Annotated in this window: 18 protein-coding genes; 7 read left to right on the top strand and 11 right to left on the bottom strand. The window is 64.3% G+C overall.

Annotation, left to right across the window (positions count from 1 at the left end; all coding sequences use genetic code 11):
• Positions 1 to 32: 32 nt before the first annotated feature.
• Together CQ050_RS11730 and CQ050_RS11725 are read left to right on the top strand one after the other, a co-directional pair.
• Complete coding sequence (locus tag CQ050_RS11730) at positions 33 to 1,010, top strand: tripartite tricarboxylate transporter substrate binding protein (protein WP_105557000.1); 978 nt, start codon at positions 33 to 35, stop codon at positions 1,008 to 1,010.
• 60 nt (positions 1,011 to 1,070) lie between these two features.
• Positions 1,071 to 1,661, top strand: coding sequence for a hypothetical protein (locus tag CQ050_RS11725; protein WP_105556999.1), 591 nt, complete (start codon positions 1,071 to 1,073; stop codon positions 1,659 to 1,661).
• Positions 1,662 to 1,750: 89 nt separating this feature from the next.
• Here the strand turns inward: CQ050_RS11725 and CQ050_RS11720 are convergent, their stop codons facing one another.
• The 8 genes from CQ050_RS11720 to CQ050_RS11685 form a co-directional block, all read right to left on the bottom strand.
• Positions 1,751 to 2,227 (bottom strand): hypothetical protein, encoded by a 477-nt coding sequence (locus CQ050_RS11720; RefSeq protein ID WP_105556998.1) that lies wholly within the window; start codon positions 2,225 to 2,227, stop codon positions 1,751 to 1,753.
• Positions 2,228 to 2,289: 62 nt separating this feature from the next.
• Positions 2,290 to 3,012 carry a hypothetical protein gene (locus CQ050_RS11715; protein ID WP_105556997.1) on the bottom strand — a complete coding sequence of 241 codons (723 nt, stop codon included), beginning with the start codon at positions 3,010 to 3,012 and terminating at the stop codon, positions 2,290 to 2,292.
• Between the two features lie 132 nt (positions 3,013 to 3,144).
• Complete coding sequence (locus CQ050_RS11710) at positions 3,145 to 4,557, bottom strand: PLP-dependent aminotransferase family protein (RefSeq protein WP_105556996.1); 1,413 nt, start codon at positions 4,555 to 4,557, stop codon at positions 3,145 to 3,147.
• Between the two features lie 36 nt (positions 4,558 to 4,593).
• Positions 4,594 to 4,743 carry a DUF2474 family protein gene (locus CQ050_RS11705; RefSeq protein WP_105556995.1) on the bottom strand — a complete coding sequence of 50 codons (150 nt, stop codon included), beginning with the start codon at positions 4,741 to 4,743 and terminating at the stop codon, positions 4,594 to 4,596.
• Positions 4,743 to 5,750, bottom strand: coding sequence for a cytochrome d ubiquinol oxidase subunit II (gene cydB / locus CQ050_RS11700; protein ID WP_105556994.1), 1,008 nt, complete (start codon positions 5,748 to 5,750; stop codon positions 4,743 to 4,745). The genes CQ050_RS11705 and cydB overlap by 1 nt, the downstream gene beginning before the upstream one ends.
• A 4-nt stretch (positions 5,751 to 5,754) precedes the next feature.
• The gene (locus tag CQ050_RS11695; RefSeq protein WP_105556993.1) at positions 5,755 to 7,191 is read right to left on the bottom strand and encodes a cytochrome ubiquinol oxidase subunit I; all 1,437 of its coding nucleotides are present in this window, start codon (positions 7,189 to 7,191) and stop codon (positions 5,755 to 5,757) included.
• Between the two features lie 297 nt (positions 7,192 to 7,488).
• A complete protein-coding gene (phbB, locus tag CQ050_RS11690) occupies positions 7,489 to 8,232 on the bottom strand; it encodes an acetoacetyl-CoA reductase (RefSeq protein WP_105556992.1) in 744 nt (247 codons plus the stop codon).
• Complete coding sequence (locus CQ050_RS11685) at positions 8,222 to 8,689, bottom strand: hypothetical protein (RefSeq protein ID WP_369868272.1); 468 nt, start codon at positions 8,687 to 8,689, stop codon at positions 8,222 to 8,224. The genes phbB and CQ050_RS11685 overlap by 11 nt, the downstream gene beginning before the upstream one ends.
• Positions 8,690 to 9,005: 316 nt before the next feature.
• On the opposite strand from CQ050_RS11685, the gene CQ050_RS11680 reads away from it, so the two are divergent.
• Positions 9,006 to 10,574, top strand: a complete 1,569-nt coding sequence (locus CQ050_RS11680) for an EAL domain-containing protein (RefSeq protein ID WP_105556990.1) — start codon at positions 9,006 to 9,008, stop codon at positions 10,572 to 10,574.
• 15 nt (positions 10,575 to 10,589) lie between these two features.
• Here the strand turns inward: CQ050_RS11680 and kch are convergent, their stop codons facing one another.
• Positions 10,590 to 11,801: a voltage-gated potassium channel protein gene (gene kch, locus CQ050_RS11675; RefSeq protein WP_105556989.1), complete on the bottom strand. Its 1,212-nt coding sequence runs from the start codon at positions 11,799 to 11,801 to the stop codon at positions 10,590 to 10,592.
• 474 nt (positions 11,802 to 12,275) lie between these two features.
• The gene (locus CQ050_RS11670; protein WP_105556988.1) at positions 12,276 to 13,088 is read right to left on the bottom strand and encodes a response regulator transcription factor; all 813 of its coding nucleotides are present in this window, start codon (positions 13,086 to 13,088) and stop codon (positions 12,276 to 12,278) included.
• A 724-nt stretch (positions 13,089 to 13,812) separates the two neighbouring features.
• Here CQ050_RS11670 and CQ050_RS11665 point away from each other — a divergent pair.
• Positions 13,813 to 14,208 (top strand): helix-turn-helix domain-containing protein, encoded by a 396-nt coding sequence (locus CQ050_RS11665; RefSeq protein ID WP_255410184.1) that lies wholly within the window; start codon positions 13,813 to 13,815, stop codon positions 14,206 to 14,208.
• Here CQ050_RS11665 and CQ050_RS11660 read toward each other — a convergent pair.
• Positions 14,189 to 15,337, bottom strand: coding sequence for an acyltransferase (locus CQ050_RS11660; protein ID WP_105556987.1), 1,149 nt, complete (start codon positions 15,335 to 15,337; stop codon positions 14,189 to 14,191). The two genes, CQ050_RS11665 and CQ050_RS11660, sit on opposite strands and share 20 nt — an antisense overlap.
• Before the next feature lie 300 nt (positions 15,338 to 15,637).
• On the opposite strand from CQ050_RS11660, the gene CQ050_RS11655 reads away from it, so the two are divergent.
• The 3 genes from CQ050_RS11655 to CQ050_RS11645 all read left to right on the top strand — a co-directional run bounded on the left by CQ050_RS11655 (position 15,638) and on the right by CQ050_RS11645 (position 17,941).
• Positions 15,638 to 16,168 carry an META domain-containing protein gene (locus CQ050_RS11655; RefSeq protein WP_105556986.1) on the top strand — a complete coding sequence of 177 codons (531 nt, stop codon included), beginning with the start codon at positions 15,638 to 15,640 and terminating at the stop codon, positions 16,166 to 16,168.
• A gap of 152 nt (positions 16,169 to 16,320) precedes the next feature.
• Positions 16,321 to 17,118 carry an META and DUF4377 domain-containing protein gene (locus tag CQ050_RS11650; RefSeq protein ID WP_105556985.1) on the top strand — a complete coding sequence of 266 codons (798 nt, stop codon included), beginning with the start codon at positions 16,321 to 16,323 and terminating at the stop codon, positions 17,116 to 17,118.
• A gap of 85 nt (positions 17,119 to 17,203) precedes the next feature.
• On the top strand, positions 17,204 to 17,941 hold the full coding sequence (locus CQ050_RS11645; protein ID WP_105556984.1) for a sulfurtransferase: 738 nt from the start codon (positions 17,204 to 17,206) through the stop codon (positions 17,939 to 17,941).
• The last annotated feature ends 62 nt before the right edge of the window (positions 17,942 to 18,003 follow it).

Here is an 18,003-nt window from a genome sequence, read left to right as displayed (position 1 = left end):
CGCCGCATTCGAATACAAACCAGGAGACATTCATGTTCCGTACCCGACTGCTGGCGCGCGTTGCGCTGGCTGCCTGTCTGGCGCCGGCCTTGCCGGCCGCGCAGGCGCAAACCTTCCCCGTCAAGCCGATCACCGTGGTGGTGCCGCATTCGGCCGGAGGCACCTCCGATATCCTGGCGCGCACAATCGCGGCCGAAGCCGCCAAGACCTTGGGCCAGACCATCGTCATCGACAACAAGGGCGGTGCCAATGGCACCATCGCCGCCAAGCAGGTGGCCTCGTCCGCACCGGACGGCTACACGCTGCTGCTGGCCACCGCCAGCACGCACGGCATCAATCCATCCCTGTATTCGCGCATCTCTTACGACGCGGTGAAGGACTTCACGCCCGTGACGCTGCTGGCGACCGTGCCGAACGTGCTGGTCATCGGCCCCAACGTGAAGGCGTCCAGCGTCAAGGAACTGATCGCCTACATCCAGTCGCAGGGCGACAAGATCAACATGGGGTCGGCGGGTGCCGGCACACCGGGCCATCTGGCCGGCGAGATGTTCAAGAGCGCCGCCAAGCTGCAATTCACGCACGTTCCCTACAAGGGCGGCAGCCCGGCCATTACCGACCTGATTGGCGGCCAGATCGATTTCATGTTCACCACCATCCCCGGCGTGTTGCCGCACGTGAAGGCGGGTACCTTGCGCGCGCTTGCGGTGACCTCGCCCGAGCGTTCGCCGGCGATGCCGGACGTGCCGACGATGGCGGAATCCGGCCTGCCCGGTTTCCAGGCGGTATCGTGGCATGGCATCGTCGCGCCGGCCGGCACGCCGGATGCGGTGGTGGCCTCGCTGAATACGGCGCTAAGCAAGGCGCTGGCCGCACCTGCGGTCAAACAGCGCTTGATGGAAGAGGGCGCGCAAGCGTCCAGCGTGAACACCGCGGCGTTCGGTACGTTCATCCAGTCCGAAATCGCCACGTGGGCGCAAGCCGTCAAGGATTCGGGCGCGACGGCGAATTGAGGCTCCGCGGCAGGCGGCCCGTCGGCGGGCTGCCTGCCACCGCATGCTAGGATTCCCGGCATGTTGACGACCCTGCTGTTCTCGCTGCTGGCGGCTGTCCCGGGCAATGCCGCCACCTTTGATCTAACTTGCTACTACGCCCGCAAGGACACCGGTGGAATGCTCGAATCCGCCGAACATTGCGCGCGCCTGGACGGCGATGCGCTGGTGCTTCGGCCCGAGATCCTGCGGTCGATGGACTTCAACCTCGACGGACTGTCGCCGCTGCTTGCGCACCAGTCCTGGCATTGGGTGCGGCCCGATGGCAAGTCGGTGCCGGTGCTGACCTACGATAATTCCGCGGATGATTTCGAAGCCGGCCTGACGCGCGGCCCGTGGTCTGGCGGCATGGCCTATTACGACACCGCGCTGAATCGCGTGCTGGCCACGCCCTACGAATGGGTCGACCGGTTCAGCGGCGGGCTGGCCGTAGTGTGCGAAGGCTGCCGCAAGGCGTTCACGCCGGATGGCGAACACAGCTTCATGACGGGCGGCGAGTGGGGCGCGATCGACCGCCAGGGCAGGTTGGTGCTGCCCCTGCGGCCGGATGCGGCCTCGTTGCTGCGCGAGGTCGAGGCGGCACGCGCCGCCTCTGCGCCCACCGCGCGATAGGCGCGCCAGGAACGTGTACCGCAACGGCGCACATTCGTTGCGCGGCGCGCCGTGGAACACCGGGTCGGCGTTCTATCCGCCGGTCGGTGTTACCGCGCCTGATACGCGTCGCACAGCGCCAGATACTCGTCGCCGTCGATCTCCAGCGCCATCGCCGAAATCAGCACGCGCTTCCTGTCCGGCAGGGACGTCTTCAACTGGATCTGCTTGGCGGTCGGAATGCCCACGTAGTTCTGGTTGACGTAGGTGTTCTCGGTGATGGCGCCCCACGGAATGACGGTGCCGTCCGTCAGTTTCAGGCCGTCGCGGGTGAACGTGATGACCGGCGTGGCGGGGCCGAACGCGCGCTTCAGGCATTTGACGACCAGCCAGATGGCGATGGCGGTGATGGCGCCGAAGAACGCCATCCCGCCGGTGTTGCCGCGCGCATTCAACGTCAATGCGCCGAAGGCCAGTGTGGCCAGCAACCACACGACGGCGCCAGCGATCAGGCGATTGCGCGAAAAGTACACCGGTCGATCCGCAAGCGTTTCGGATTGCCGGGCGGTAGAGCTGTAGATTTCCATGTCGAGGCTACGAAAAAAGATGATGGGATGCGTGGCCGGCGCAACGCCGGCAGCGCGTTGGCTTATGCGCCGGGCAGGTACTGGCGCAGACAGGCCAGCATGACCGGTTCGTTGACGATCTTGGAACGGTCGATCTTGTGCGTCTTGCCGCGCGCGACGATGATCAGTGTCTCGTCGGTTTCCATGCCTTCACTGTCAGACTGCGTGCGGATGGAATCGATGGCGGCCCACGGAATCAGCTGGCCCTTGTAGGTCAGTCCCGACGCGTTCATGGACAGCGGGCCGAAGCCGACGGTGTCCTGGGCCTGCAGCCGGCGCAGCGTGACGGCCTCCAGATTGCCGCCGATCGATTCTTCCAGCTGGTCGGCCAGCCCATAGCCGTCTTCCCAGATCGCCAGGCGGATGCGCACGCGTTCGCCGGCGCGCGTGGTCAACACCAGATGGTCGCGGTTGTGCTGATGGCGGATGGACGCCACATCGGCATAGGCCAGCTGGCGGGGGCCGATGTGCAGCGCGTGGCTGTCCAGCGTCAGTGCATCAGGCGCGCGCCACCAGGCCACCAGGTCCGATCCGCGCCACAGCAGATAGCCGACGGCTGGCAGCGTCAGGAAGAAGACCAGCCACATGGCGCGGTAGCGCAGCATCTCGATCAAGAGGCTGCGAGGCAGCAGCCAGATGTCCAGCGCGGCCAGCAACTGGGCGCTGAACAGGTAAAGCAGGGCGAACGCGCCGGCGTAGCAGCCCAACGCATAGCGCGGCAAAACACGAGGATAAGAGGCGGTCATAGGCAAGGGGCCGCAACGCGGCACCGCTGGAAAATGAAAGGCCTCGAACTCTAATGGATGGCTGTGGCGGGCCCGGTTTCTATCTGTATCAAGAATCGGAATTTCATGTCCTGAACCTGTTAATCAGCTGACTCACGCACTGCCCAGCAGCTTGCCCAGCGTCGCCATCCCTTGCTCCAGGTCCACGCTCCACGGGTGGCCGTGGTTCAGCCGCAGGAAATTGCCGAACGCACCCGACGACGAGAACAACGGGCCGGGCGCGATGCTGATGCCATGGTCCAGCGCGGCACGGTGCACCTTCAGCGTGTCGATGTGCGCCGGCAGTTCCACCCACACGAAATAGCCGCCGGACGGCCGCGTGGCGCGCGTGCCCTTCGGAAAGTAGCGGGCCACGGCTTGCAGCAGTTCGCCTTGCTGCAAGGCAAGCGCTTGGCGGAACTGGCGCAGATGGCGGTCGAAGCCGCCCTTTTCCAGATAGGCCGCGATGGCGGCTTGCGTGGGCGCGGCGGTCGCCAGACTGGTGGTCAGTTTGTTGCGCATGATCTTGCGCGTATAGCGCCCGGCCGCCACCCAGCCCACGCGATACCCCGGCGCCAGCGTCTTCGAAAACGACGAGCAATGCATCACGATGCCTTCTGTGTCGAAGGCCTTGGCCGGGCGTGGCCGCGTTTCGCCGAAGTAGAGTTCGCCGTAGACGTCGTCTTCGATCAGGGCCACGCCGTGCCGGGTCAGCAGCTTGACCAGCGCCTCTTTCTTGCCGTCGGGCATCAGGCTGCCCAGCGGATTCTGGAAGGTCGTCATCAGCCAGCAGGCGCGCGGCCGGTGTCGCAGGATGGCCTGTTCCAGCGCCTGCAGGTCGATGCCTTCGCGCGGATGCGTCGCCACTTCAATGGCGTGCAGCTGATTGCGTTCCAGCGATTGCAGCGCGGCGTAGAACGTGGGGGATTCGACGATCACCGCGTCGCCCGGGTTCGTGACCGCGGCCAGGCTCAGGTTCAACGCGTCCAGCGCGCCATTGGTGATGATGATGTCGTCGACCGGCACGGACACGCCGTCCGCCAGATAGCGCAGCGCGATGGCGCGTCGCAGCGCGGCGTCGCCGGGACTGAGGTCGTCGATGGACCCCCACGGATCCAGCCGCTGCACGGTGGACGCCATGAATTTGGCCAAACGTCCGTAGGGCAGCAGCGACGGGCTGGGGAAGGCCGAGCCGAAGGGGACCATGTCGCGGCGCAAGGTGGCGTTCAGCACCTGCAGCACGTTGTCGCTGACATCCACCGGGTGGCGGCCCGCGCTGGCGGTTGACAGGGCGTCGGGTTCGGGCAGGGCGCCATGCGGGTCGCGCAGGACGTAATAGCCGGAGCGGTCCCGCGCGCGGATCAGCCCGCGCGCCTCCAGCAGGTAATAGGCCTTGAACACCGTCGACGGGCTGACCCCACGGCTGGTGCTGGTCTGCCGCACGGAGGGCAAGCGGTCACCCACTTGCAGCAGCCCCGATCGGATCGAGGCGGTGATGTCTTCTGTCAGGCGTTCATAGCGCTTCATGAAAGCTCCGTTTCTTTGTGGCCGTGTTCATGGGAATCAGAGCGACATCCCGATAGCGCGCATGACAAGGCGCAGCGCGTAGGCGGTCACGCCAAGCGCGGCCACGCTGGCTGCCCAGATCGCCGCCAGCCACAGCAGGCGGCTGCGCCACGACGGCGCGGGGGCGGGGCGGTTCATCGCGTTCATCAGTGGAACTCCTCGCCGGTACGGACCTTGCCGCGAAAAACGTAGTACGACCAGGCGGTGTACATCAGGATAATGGGAATGATCAGCAAGGCTCCCACCAATGCGAAGCCCAGACTTTGCGGTGGCGCAGACGCCGCCCAGATCGATACATCGGGCGGGATGATCGCGGGCCAGATGCTGATGCCCAACCCGCTGTAGGCCAGGAACACCAGGCACAGCGACAGCAGGAACGGGCCAGCGGCTGGCAGCTTGCGCACGCGGCGGATCAGGTCGAAGCCGGCCGCCGCCACCAGAAGCGGAACCGGGAAGAACCAGAACATGTTCGGCAGGCTGAACCACCGCTGCGCGATCTGTGGCTGCGCCAGCGGCGTCCAGACGCTAAGCACGGCGATGACGGCCAGCAGCGCCAGCGTCAGCGGCCGGGCGATATCGCACATGTGGCGGTGCAACCGGCCTTCGGTCTTCATGATCAGCCAGGTGCAGCCCAGCAGCGCGTACCCCGCCAGCAAACCCACGCCCGTGAATATCGAAAACGGGCTGATCCAGTCCCACGCGCCGCCGTGATACGCGCGATCGACCACCGGGATGCCCTCGATGTAGGCGCCCAGCGTCACGCCTTGGAAGAACGTGGCGCAGACGGAACCGAACACGAACGCGCGGTCCCACCAGGCGCGGTGATGTTCGTCTGCCTTGAAGCGGAATTCAAAGGCCACGCCGCGGAAGATCAGGCCCAGCAACATGAAGACCAGCGGCAGGTGCAGTGCGCTGAGGATGACGGAATAGGCCAATGGAAATGCCGCCATCAGGCTGGCGCCACCCAGCACCAGCCAGGTCTCGTTGCCGTCCCACACCGGCGCCACCGTGTTGACCATGACATCGCGTTCATCGCGGTCGCGGATCAGTGGGAAAAGAATGCCGATGCCCAGGTCGAAGCCGTCCATCACCACGTACATCATCACGCCGAACAGGATGATGACGGCCCATATCAGTGCAAGATCGATGCCCATGGCCTCAGACTCCTGATTGCGTGCGTTGCGCGGGCTGGGCGCCCGCCAGGGTGGATGCGGCGGACAACGGCCGAGACGGTTGGCGCGGTTCGCCCGGCCCACCGGACAGCGGCGCGTGGCCGGGCGCGGGGCTGGGACCCATTCGGATAAGCCGCAGCATGTAGGACACGCCGGCGCCGAACACCAACAGGTACACGACCACGAACAACGTCAGCGTCAGTGTCAGTTCGCCCAGCCCGTGGGGGGTGGCCGCGTCCGCCGTGCGCATCACGCCATAGACGATCCAGGGCTGGCGGCCGATCTCGGTGACATACCAGCCGGCCAGCATCGCCACGATGCCAGACGGTCCCATCCACAGCGCAAAGCGTTGCAGCGCGCGCGATTCGTACAGCCGGCCGCGCCAGCGCGTCCACAGCGCCCAGCCCGCCAGCAGGATCATCAGCGTGCCAAGCCCGGCCATGACGCGGAACGACCAGAACACCACGGTCGCGTTGGGCCGGTCTTCGGGTGGATACGACTTCAAACCGGGGAACTGGCCGTCCCAGCTGTGCGTGAGGATCAGGCTGCCCAGGCGCGGCACGTTCACCGCGTATCGCGTTTCCTCGCGCTCCATGTCGGGAATGCCGAAGAGCGTCAGCGGCACGCCCGCGCCGGGCTCGTTTTCCCAATGGCCTTCGATGGCCGCGATCTTGGCGGGCTGGTGCTTCAGCGTGTTCAAGCCGTGGATGTCGCCCACCACGGCTTGCAGCGGCGCGACCAGCAGCAGCATGCCCATCGCCATTGCGAACATCTTCTTCACGGCCGGGCTGCGGTCGCCGCGCAGCAGGTGCCACGCGCCGGACGCGCCTACCATCAGCGCGGTGGCCAGGAAGGCGGCGATGCCCATGTGCGCCAGGCGGTAGGGGAAGGACGGGTTGAAGATCACGGCCAGCCAATCGGTGGGCACCACGCGGCCGTCCAGGATTTCGTACCCCGCGGGCGTCTGCATCCAGCTGTTGGACGCCAGGATCCAGGTGGCCGACACCAGCGTGCCCAGCGCCACCATGATGGTCGAGAAAAAGTGCAGGCCGGGGCCCACGCGCGACCAGCCGAACAGCATCACGCCCAGGAACCCGGCTTCCAGAAAGAAGGCGGTCAGCACTTCGTAGGCCAGGAGCGGCCCCGTGACGCTGCCCGCAAAATCGGAAAAGAAGCTCCAGTTGGTGCCGAACTGATAAGCCATCACCAGACCGGACACGACGCCCATGCCGAAGTTGACGGCGAAGATCTTGGTCCAGAAATGGTAAAGGTCGCGATAGACGGTTTTTTGCGTTTTCAGCCACAGACCTTCCAGCACGGCCAGATAACTGGCCAGCCCGATGGTGATCGCGGGGAAAACGATGTGGAAAGAAATGGTGAAGCCGAACTGTATTCGGGCAAGCAATAGCGCGTCGCTATCCATAGCGGTCTTCCTGACTTCGTCGCCGGCGCGGGCAACCGTCACAAGACGGCATGCGCAGGCGGGTGTTGAACCTACCGCACGAAGTTAGGATATGGAGACTGCTTAGTACAGATTCAGAAAACGCTTAAAAAAGCGGATCAGTTGTATGAAATGCAGGCGGTTTCACGACCCGTCATAGGGGAAAAGCCATCAGTTCAGATGCGATGCTGCCTTGCGAGTTACAAAAAAAAGCAGTACAGGCGCTGCGGGTGCGTCCCCTGATCCGCAGGTGCTTGACCGCCGCGCGCCGTCCGGGCGTCAGTCCATGTGCTGGCCGCCGTTCATGGCCACATTGCTGCCGGTCATGAAGCCCGCCGCATCGCTGCAGATGAAGGCGACCAGGGCTGCCACTTCCTCCGGCTGGCCCAATCGGCCTACCGGGATCTGCGGCAGGATTTTTTCCTTCAAGACCGCTTCGGGCACCACCCGCACCATCCGCGTGTCCAGATAGCCGGGCGACACGGTATTGACCGTGACCCCCTTGCTGGCAAGTTCCAGCGCCAGCGATTTGGTAAACCCGTGCATGCCGGCCTTCGACGCCGCGTAGTTGGTCTGCCCGAACGCGCCCTTGCTGCCGTTCACGGACGAAATGTTCACGATACGGCCCCATCCGCGGTCCGCCATGCCGCCGCACAACGGCTGCGTCATGTTGAACATCGAATCCAGGTTGCTGCGCAGGACTTCCGACCAGTTCTCGAAACTCATTTTTCGCAGGCGGGCGTCTCGGGTGATGCCGGCGTTATTGACCAGGATGTCGATCTGGCGGCCGTCGTGTTCCAGGCGGCTCATCAGTGACTGGCATGAGGCGTAGTCGCCCACGTCCACCTGGTAGAGGGCAAAGTGGCGCCCGTTGGCCGCTTCTTCGTCGGCCCATGCCCGCGTTGCGTCTTCGCTGGCATGGTAGGTGACGATGACGTCATGGCCCGCGTCGCACAGCGCCCGCGCGATGGCCCGGCCCAAGCCGCCACCGCCGGTGACCAGCGCCGTGCGCTTAGCCGTCATGGCGGTCGCCCGGTTGGCTGGCATCGCGCATCGCGGAACATGCCGCCGCCATCTGGTTCGACATCGTGGACCACATCTGCGTCAGGGGCGATGCGTCGACCGCCATGCCGGCGCCGGTGGCGCTTCTGAACCAGCCGCTCATGGCTTCGCCCAAGCCGGCGGCCATGGCCGCCTGTTCTTCCAGCGCGGCGTGGGTGATGGCCTGGCTGGCTTCCAGTTGGCATTGCCATTGCTTGCGGGTGATTTCGCCCAGGGCCGGAGCGATTTCGTGCCAGTCTCCACCGGAGTTCAGCGGGCCGAGGGTGGCCAGATAGCGGGCGGCGTTGTCATCGGCCAGGCGGCGGCCAAGCGTCATCCAGCGTTCCTGGCTTTCTTGCGCAAGCTGGGCCAGCCGTTGGCAGTAGGCGGCGTTGGCGCCGGCGATTCCTGGGGTCGTGGGGGCAGTAGTCTTCTTCATCATCCGTCCTTTTAAAAGAGTGGTAAGGGGAAACGAATCAGCCCTCAAGCCGTCTGGCCCAAGGTCTTGCGAATATGCGCCGCCGTGAAGTCGCCCGGGGGGCGTAGCGAACTACGAGCGTCAACAATAGCCCAGCCAAGGGCGGTACGGCCAGCCCCGGCCCCTTTCATTGTGGACGCCGCTGCCCATGCGTTCCTTGACGCGGGTCAAGCCGGCCCGGCGTCTTGACGCTGGATCGCGCATGGTGTCCTATCCATCCAGGGAGTCATTCCACAATGACGGAATTTCCAGCGAGGCACTATTGTCGACATCAGGAATGACGGTTCGGGTGCCATCATGGCGCTATCTGCCGGTGGCGTTCGCCCTGGTCGTTCCCGTTTTGCTGTGCGTGGCCTGGACATGGCTGCATGCCAAGAACGAACAGCGCCATGCGGCCGAAGCCGCGGCAAAGATCGTCCGCGTCCAGGTCGAGAACATCCTTTCCCAGGCCTGGTCCCTGCTGGACCGGGTGGCGGAACTGACGCCCCAGCCTTGCGCCGCCGTGTTGCCGTCGCTGCAACGCTGGAGCGCGCTGAACCCGTACTTCCGCGCGCTGGTTCTGGCCAACAGCGATCACATCTACTGTTCGTCCGTGATCGGCACCGTCGATTTCTCCATTGGAGATTTCCGCAAATGGCCCATCAAGGGCACACCCGACCGCTGGCTTTTCTCGGTGGCGGGCACCCCGTTGGCGCCGGACCGGCCGGCGATCCTGCTGGGCAAGCCGGGCGCGCCGGGATATAGCGGCGCGGTCGCCGTGGATGGCCGCTACATACTGGATTTGCTGAACGCCGTCGCGACGCTGGGCGATTACCGACTGGAGCTCACGGTGGGGGACGGCGCCCCGATTCGCAGCGAATCCGGCAATGGCGCAACCGGCCCCGCCGGACTCGTGTACGAGGAAGTCACGCGCAACAGCGGCCGCGTGGCGCTGTCCATCAATGTCAAGGCGCCGTCGGAAAGCGTGGTCACCGCGTGGCAGCAACTGATGTTGAGCTACTTGCCCGCAGCCATGCTGATCGGGGCAGGGCTGGCAGTCGCCGCCTACCGCCTGCAAGTGAACCGCCTGTCGTTCAAAGAGCAGTTGCGGCGCGCCATGCAGGCCGACGAATTCCAGGTGTACTACCAGCCGGTATATGGCCAACAGACAGGCCAATGCGAGGGCGTCGAGGCGCTGATGCGCTGGAACCGCCCCGGCGTGGGATTCGTGCGGCCAGACATCTTCATCGCGGCCGCCGAGGCCGAAGACATGATCATTCCGTTGACGCGGCATCTACTGCGGCTGATCGAACGCGACCTGCAAACCTGGAACACGCCGCCAGACTTCCATGTGGGCGTGAACCTGGCGCCCGAGCATCTATCCAGCAGCGGGCTGGTCGCTGAAATCGAGGCCTTTCGCGCCAACGTCGCGGCGCGGCGGCCGCTGATCGTGCTGGAAATCACCGAGCGCAGCCTGATCTCGGACAACGGTCAGGCGCGCCGCAACATCGATGCATTGCGCGCCGAGGGCGTGCGAGTGGCTATCGACGATTTCGGCACGGGCCACTGTTCGCTGTCGTATCTGCAGAAGTTTCCGGTGGATTACCTGAAGATCGACAAGGGCTTCGTACACGCCATCCAGCCCACGGGCGAAGAGGCGCCGGTGCTTGACGTCATCATCACGCTGTCGCACCGTCTGAACATGGCGGTCGTGGCGGAAGGCGTTGAAACGCAAGTGCAGTTCGATTACCTGACCTCGCGTGGCGTGGCCTTCATCCAGGGCTATCTGTTTGCCCGGCCGATGCCCTCGGCGGAATTCCTGCGCTGGTACGCGAGCCACTCGCCGCCCGGTTCCCAGCCCGCCTGAACTGGCCTGATCCGGTCAGGATGGCTTGGTCGGCGTCGCGGCTTTGGCGAAGAACAGGTCCGTGATGGCCTGGCTGTCCATGGGCTCGCCATTGATGGCGCGGGTCAGCAGTTCGGCGCCCAGCAACTGCACCGAGAACACCATGTCCGGCTGCACGCGCCGGATCTTTTCCAGATGCTTGCTGGTGTTGACCAGCGCAACCGTCTTGGCGCCGCTGTCGCCGGTGGCTTCCTTGGCCGCAAGCACGATGAATGCGTTCTCGGCATCGTCGGCGCGTAGCGCCAGCACGTAGCGTGCCCGCGTGACGCCCGCGGCGCGCAAGACTTCCACGCTTGAGGGATCGCCTTCGATCAGGTCCGCCGCGGCCGGATATTCCTGCGGAGCGCCGGCGGGCACGATGACCGTGACCTCTTCGCCGCGGCGGCGCAAGCCGTCGTAGACGCTAAGCGCCAGCGGGGTCTCGCCTGCAATGATGATGTGATTTTTGCGCATGGCGGTGGAGAACCTGCCTTTGACCAGCCGCTTCAGATTTCCGCCGATCACCGGGCCGGCGATCGCGCTGATGGAAGTGGCGAAGACGGTGATGCCAAGAATGATAATCGACGCCGTGAACAGCCTGGCGGTGATGGTGTGCGGCGTGATGTCGCCATAGCCCACCGTGGACATGGACACAATCGAGAAATAGAACGCGGTGCCCGCGTCCAGGATGGGCGGATTGAATTCGTTGCCCAGGTACAGCGTGCCGAACACCGCGTAGATCAACAGCGATAGCACGCTGACCAGCGCGAACAGCGAACCCGCCGTGACGCTGGCGCGGTCGAAGCGCCGCCAGTAGACGATCAGCGCGATCACCAGCACCAACGTATAGACGCCCAGTCCCGCGCGTCCGCCCTGGCCCAGGATGCCGAAGGTGCCGATGCCGATCAGCAGCACCAGCGAGAACGCCCATGCGATGCGGGCCTTCAATATCAGCCCCAGCGCAATGACCTGCAGGCCCACGCCCAGCACCAGGCGGGGAATCTCCAGCAGCCCCACCACGCGCATGACCTCGTGCCAATTGTCCAGCGCCAGCCAGAACGAGTATTCGCGGGCGCGCACTTCGCGCAGCACGGGGTGCATGAAGGCATATCCGTCCAGCGCCACAAGGATGGCCAGGCACCAGTTGGGCGGAAAGAACGCCAGCACTTTTCTGAAACGATGCCGCAAGGAGAGGTACGGAAGGGGCATTGGGGGCGTGTCCTTTTTCGCCATTTTAGGGCGGCAGGCACACCGCTCTGCTATATCTAATAGGTATAGAAGGCTATCAACAAAGAATTACTGCATTCAGGCCCGAAGTCCTAAACTTCTTCCATCACGCGGCTATCCAAGAGGAAAACCGCTGATACGGGCGATAAGCCCGCCAGTAGTCAGGGCGGGCCCGGACCCCGGGCGTTGATCACGTTGCAGCTTGAGCGGGGACTAGAGACCCCGCTCAGGTTCACGGTCGGACCGTGCGTGAGTAGTATGAGGCACGAATGTTGGAATCGCGTGATCCAGGTAGAAGGCATCAGTGCCGGCTGATGACTCCGGGTTCACGTGTTGTTTTAGCGCGGCGTCTTACCTCTCGGGGGCAGCGCCGCGTTTTTTTCGCCTGTCGCAGGCACGCGGGCAACATCGCCCGGCCATCGCGGCTGCGAATCGCCCCATGGGTTGCGATTCGCCTTATGTCGACGCGCTTGCGTCCGCCGTCTCGCGGCGCCAGTCCTCCAGCCCGTCCATGCGGCTGTCATCCCCCGTATCCCGATAGTCCACGTCCAGCGTGATGTCCGCGGCGAACATGTAGCCCCAGCCATGCACGGCGCGGATCGGCAACGTCATCTGATTGGCAGCGGCCTTGCGACGCAGGCGGCTGATCATCACATCCACGAAGCGGCGGCGCGTGATGCCGCTATCGGCGTCTTCCGCGCCATCGGCATAGAAAGCGTCGCGGCTGATCTTGCGGTCGGGGGCGGCCACCAGGCGCGATAGAAAGTCGCGCTCGCCCGTCGTCAGGCCCAGGGTGCGGCCGCCGGGGTGGACCAGCGTCCAACCTTTATTGGCCAGCCGCCAGGTTTCCAGGGCGGGTTCTTCCGCGTGCGTGTCCGACGCGGCGTCCATGCCGTCCAGCCCTACCGCACGGCGCACCAGCGCCTGCAGCACCGCCGCAAGTTCCAGCCCGCTTACGTCGGGCGGCAGGCAGGCGTCCGCGCCGCAGAGCAGCGTGCGGATGCGGCTTTCGGTATCGGCGAACGTGGCTATCGCCACAATGCCCAGGCCGCGCTCCACCGCGCGCAGCCGGACCGCGGCGTTGTGGATGTCGGGTAGCGGCGCTTCCAGCACCACCAAGGGGCTGGGCCTGCGGGAGTACCGGTCATAGACATCCACCAGGTCGTAGCAACGGCGGACGCTGAAGCCCAGATGCGACAGGGCGTCTTCCAGCCTGGCATGCCTGGCGTCGTCCTGCCCCAGGAAAATGACATCCAGCGTGTTGTTCATTGATGCTTCCAATGAGGTGGCGCCGCATGGGCGCGGTGCTTGAAAGCGAAGCGCGTCGGCCTCGGCAGTCCTGGCATGGCTTCCCTTTCTAAGCTGCGCGCCATGACGGGACCGTCTGGCGGTGTTGTTTGAATGTGGGCGGAAGGTCTGGACGCTTGTCCAGGTTCTATGCGCTAGCGGCCAGCCTGACCGGGCCGGGACCTTGTCCGGCTGCGTGGCTGCGGCGTTATCGCCCCGGGCCGCCGGTGACTCGACCCGCATGGAAGTCACGCCCGTGTTTCATTTAAACACGGGCGTGTTTTTTTGTGAAGATACGTTTCTGTAGTTTCTGATGGTAACTTAGCGTCCTGGCCAAAATCGCGGCAAGCGGTTGAACCGCTGTTCATCGAGGCTGTGGCGACGATAGATTATTTAGTATTACCGATACATTATTTTCTATTTTTGATGTCGGATTGCCCATAAACTTGGGGCGGATTTTTGCTGGCGGGCGCTGGCCGCGATGGCCCGATAAGGCCGTCCGCATTTTGATATTTCTTGGTAAGTCAATGGCAGGTATGGGTTTTTTCTGGATTACGCCAGGAATGTCGCGCCCTTGCGGGTCAACAGATAAAGCGCCCAAGCAGGTGAATGTTGCGATTTATGGATTAACCCGCAAATTGGGGTGTAGTCCGTTTATTTGGCGCCAGTATTGAGATGTTTTAATCAAATAAATAAATTCATATTAATGTCTCAGGTTGATCGATTGGACACGTTTAGCCATCGTCTGCGCAACGCAAGAGTGCTTCAGGGATGGACTCAAAAGGACTTGGCGGTCGCAAGCAACCTGTCGCAAAGCGCCATCGGCAACTACGAAAGCGGGCAACGCCAGCAACCCTCCAGCGATGCGCTCATCAAGTTGGCCCGCGCATTGCGGATCAGCCCGATGTGGCTCAGCACCGGCGAGGGGCCGATGTTGAATTCCGGTTATTCCGGGCCAGCCGTCAATGTGGGCGATATCGCCCACCCGCCGGCCTGGCCGTTCGAATCCGTGTCGTACGCCACCTATTCGCGGTTGAGTTCGCAAGAAAAGCGGCAGATCGAGCTGGTGCTTGCCGCCTATATCAAGGCGCGCGGTGAATAGAGCCCAACGCCTGGCCCGGTTGCGCGGGCCGTCGCGGGTTCGTCGCCGGAATCTTGTCGCCGCTTGGCGGGTCGCTGCGCAACCGGCTGCGTAGACGTTCCACCGGATCCGCGATCAAGCCGTTAAGCAGCGCCGAAAACGCGATGCAGCCCGTGACCACCAGCGCCGTAAAGAGCATGGGCTGATTCGTTTCGACGTCGTTCAGCAGCCAACTGAAGAACATGATCACCAGTGAATGGCAGATGTAGATCGGGTAGCTCAATTCCCCGATCGCCTTGTCCAGCCGGTGGCGCGACTGAAACAGGAACGCCAGCGGCAGCAGGGCTGCGAACAGCAGCACCGCCAGCGCATCGCGCACGTTGTGGTTCAGTCCGATCGAAAAGTGCAACAGGCAATAAACGACCAGCACCGCGGTGCCGGCTTCGGGTAGCCGAGGGAACCGCCGGGTCCAGGCTTTGCAGCGCGGCAGCAGCACTTGGTGGGACAACGAGCCGACCAGAAACAGCGCAAGTTCCGTCGGGAAGAAGCGATAGGTCCAGGGGTCGGTCATGCCGATGCCGGTCGCTACAAGCACTGCGCGCAACGCCATCGATGCCACAAGCAGCGCCATCAGCCGGCGCGGGGAATGCAGCACGAAGGGAGCCACCAGGTAGAAGCTCATCTCCACGCCCAGCGTCCACGCCTGCGGCACCAGCAGCCCCTGATACAAGGGCACTTCGCTGCGCGCGAAGTTGCCCGTGAACGCCAGCGCGCCATGTTCGATCCCGAAGAACATCAGCCAGTCCTGGCCCAGGATGAGCACGTTTGCCAGCGCCAGGAACAGCTCGGCGGAAAAGGGCAGGGCCTCGTAGATGCGAAAGAACGCGCCGCCGCTCAGCACGTGCGCCATCAGCGTCAGGGCCGCCACCGCCAGATAGATGGGGAAGAGCCGCAGGAAGCGATTGGCGTAGAACTTGCCAGTGGCGCCCTGATAGTTGTCCGTCGTAGTCAGGACAAATGAAATCAGGAAGCCGGAAATCACATAAAACAGCTGCACCGCAAGCCGGCCGCCGACCAGGTGATCGGCATAGCCGCCGCCCAAGTGGTCCAGCACCACTGATAGCGCCAATAACGTTCTTAAAAAGCCCATCGCCGTGTCTCCCCGTCGTTTTATTGTTGGCCCCATGAGCCGGACACCTGCGTCTGCGGTATGTATAAGACCGACGGCGTTTCCCCATGTTGCTGGGGTTTGCCGGAAATGTGGTCTGCAACGATTCTGCGCGTCGCCCGGCAGTGCCGCCATGCGGCATTCGATGCAGGACCCTGCATCATCGGCGTGGATACCGGCCCGCCTTTGCTGCTTTTGGATACGGCTGTAGGGGGGAGGAAAGGACGTCCTGGCCTCGTGCCGGTTACAGTCGGGGGTGTGATTTTTTTAGGAGTGCCATCCATGCTTACCCATTTGTCTTCGCGCGGCCGGGCGCTGTGCCTGAGCCTTCTGACTGTCGCATTGGCGGGTTGCGCGGGGTCCACAGGGGGCGCGCGTCCGGAAGGCGCCGCGGCGGCCAACGCGGCCAGCAGCGCGGATTCGTTGGCCCAGACCAGTTGGGAACTGGTGCGCTGGACGCAAGCCGGCGGCGCGTTGCGGGACATTCCGCATGGCGACAATGGCGAACCGGTGCGCCTGACGTTCCTGGCCCAGGGCAAGCAGTACCAGGTGAACGGCTTTTCGGGCTGCAATCGCTACATGGGTTCGTACAAGCTGGAACGCGGCAAACTCTTCATCAATGCGCCGGCCTCGACCCGCATGGCTTGCCCGGCGCCTGAACGCGCCAAACTGGAAGCGGATTATCTGCGCGGCCTGACGGCCATCGATACCTTCACGCTGGATAACGGCGGGGCGCCGCGGCACCTGACGTTCAACCTGCGCGGCGGCGATGTCCTGGAATTCGAGCGGCGCCAGGATCCTCCCACGCCGTAACGCCCGGCGCGGCGACGCGACGCCGCGGATAGCCGTTTCAGCGTGTTTTCGGGGTGAAAACAGGGTCGGGGCACGCCTACAATGGCGCTGCCCGATCCTGGCAGCCTAGCGCGGGGCCGGGCCTTTCCTTGCTGAGATTCCGGGAGACCCCCATGCCCTTTACCGCTTCCTTGCGCTGGCTGGCGCCATGCCTGCTATCCATTGGCCTGGCCGCTTGCGCGTCGTCGCCGCAGCGCACCGCCGACGGGCAGGATCCCCGTTATCAGCCCGCCTCGGCGTCGGACATCCTGGCGCAAACCAGCTGGGATCTGGCGCGGTGGACGCAGCCGGGCGGCGGGTTGCGCACCATCCCGCATCCGTCCTCGGGGTCGCGGCCCCTGACCGTTACCTTCATCCACGACCGGGGCTCCCCCCGCATGTCCGGCTTCGCGGGATGCAACCAGTACAACGCGCCCTATACCGTGGCCAACGGCCAGTTGATCGTGCAGGCGAATCCGGTGGCAACGATGATGGCCTGCGCTGCGCAGAACATGGCGCTGGAGCGCGCCTTCCTGGACGGCCTGACCCGCATCACCGCCACGTCGCTGGACAACACCAATAACCCACAGCGCATGACGTGGGTGCTCAGCACGGGCGATACGCTGGACTTCGGCCGTCGCGTCGACCCGGTGGCGGGCGGCCAGGCGGGGCCGACCAAGCTGGTCTATGTGAATTCGGAGCGCGTGCCCTGCAACGCCGGCGCGGGCCGCACCCTGTGTTATCAGGTGCGCGATAGCGCCGCGCAGCCGTGGCAGTTCTGGTACGGGGACATCACCGGCTTCAATTTCCAGCCAGGCATCCGCTACCGCCTGCGCGTGGTCGAGGTCGCCGACCCGAATCCGCCAGCCAACGGTTCGTCCATGCGCTGGGTGCTGGACGCCGTGATCGAGCAGGAAATCGTTAATCGTTGAGCCGGATCAAGGCGGGCGGGAGGCGGCGCAACGCGCCCACCGATTACTATTACGGGCTTCGCCGTCCGCTTTTCTTCGCTTTGCCATGACTTCCGTCGTCAATATCGCCGCCTACAAATTCGTTTCGCTGGACTCGCTGCCCGACCTGCGCGCCCGCCTGCTGGCTTTGGCCGGCGACGCCGCGCTCAAGGGCACCATCCTGTTAGCCGAAGAGGGCATCAACCTGTTCCTGGCCGGTTCGGCCGAGGGCATCGACCACTTTCTGCAAACGCTGCGCGCGGACGCGCGTTTCGCCGACCTTGAGGTCAAGTTCAGCCACAGCGTAGACGTGCCATTCCGCAAGCTGCTGGTGAAGATCAAGCGCGAGATCATCCGCATGGATCACCCCGCGATCCGGCCCGAGGCCGGCCGTGCGCCGGGCGTGGATGCGCAGACGCTGGCCCGCTGGCTGGCCCAGGGCATGGACGATGCCGGCCGCCCCGTCGTGATGCTCGACACCCGCAACGCGTTCGAAGTGGATGAAGGCACGTTCAAAAACGCGATCGATTGGCGCATCGACCGCTTCACGCAATTCCCCGCCGCCGTCCAGGCGCACCGCGCCGAACTCGAAGGCAAGACCGTCGTCAGCTTCTGCACGGGCGGCATCCGCTGCGAGAAAGCAGCCATCTACATGAACGAAGCCGGCATCCAGAACGTGTATCAGCTGGATGGCGGCATCCTGAAGTACTTCGAGGAGACCGGCGGCCCGGGCTACGAAGGCAAGTGCTTCGTGTTCGACGAGCGGCATTCGCTGGACCCGGGGTTGGCGCCCAGCAAGGCTTAAGTCCGGTCGCCCAACAAAAAGCCCACCAATTTCTTGGTGGGCTTTGTACTCGCTGCGCGGGT

Source organism: Achromobacter sp. MYb9 (assembly GCF_002975275.1).
Lineage (GTDB): Bacteria > Pseudomonadota > Gammaproteobacteria > Burkholderiales > Burkholderiaceae_B > Achromobacter.
The sequence above is the reverse complement of the archived record's forward strand: the minus strand, read 5'-3'. Positions and strand labels throughout refer to the sequence as shown.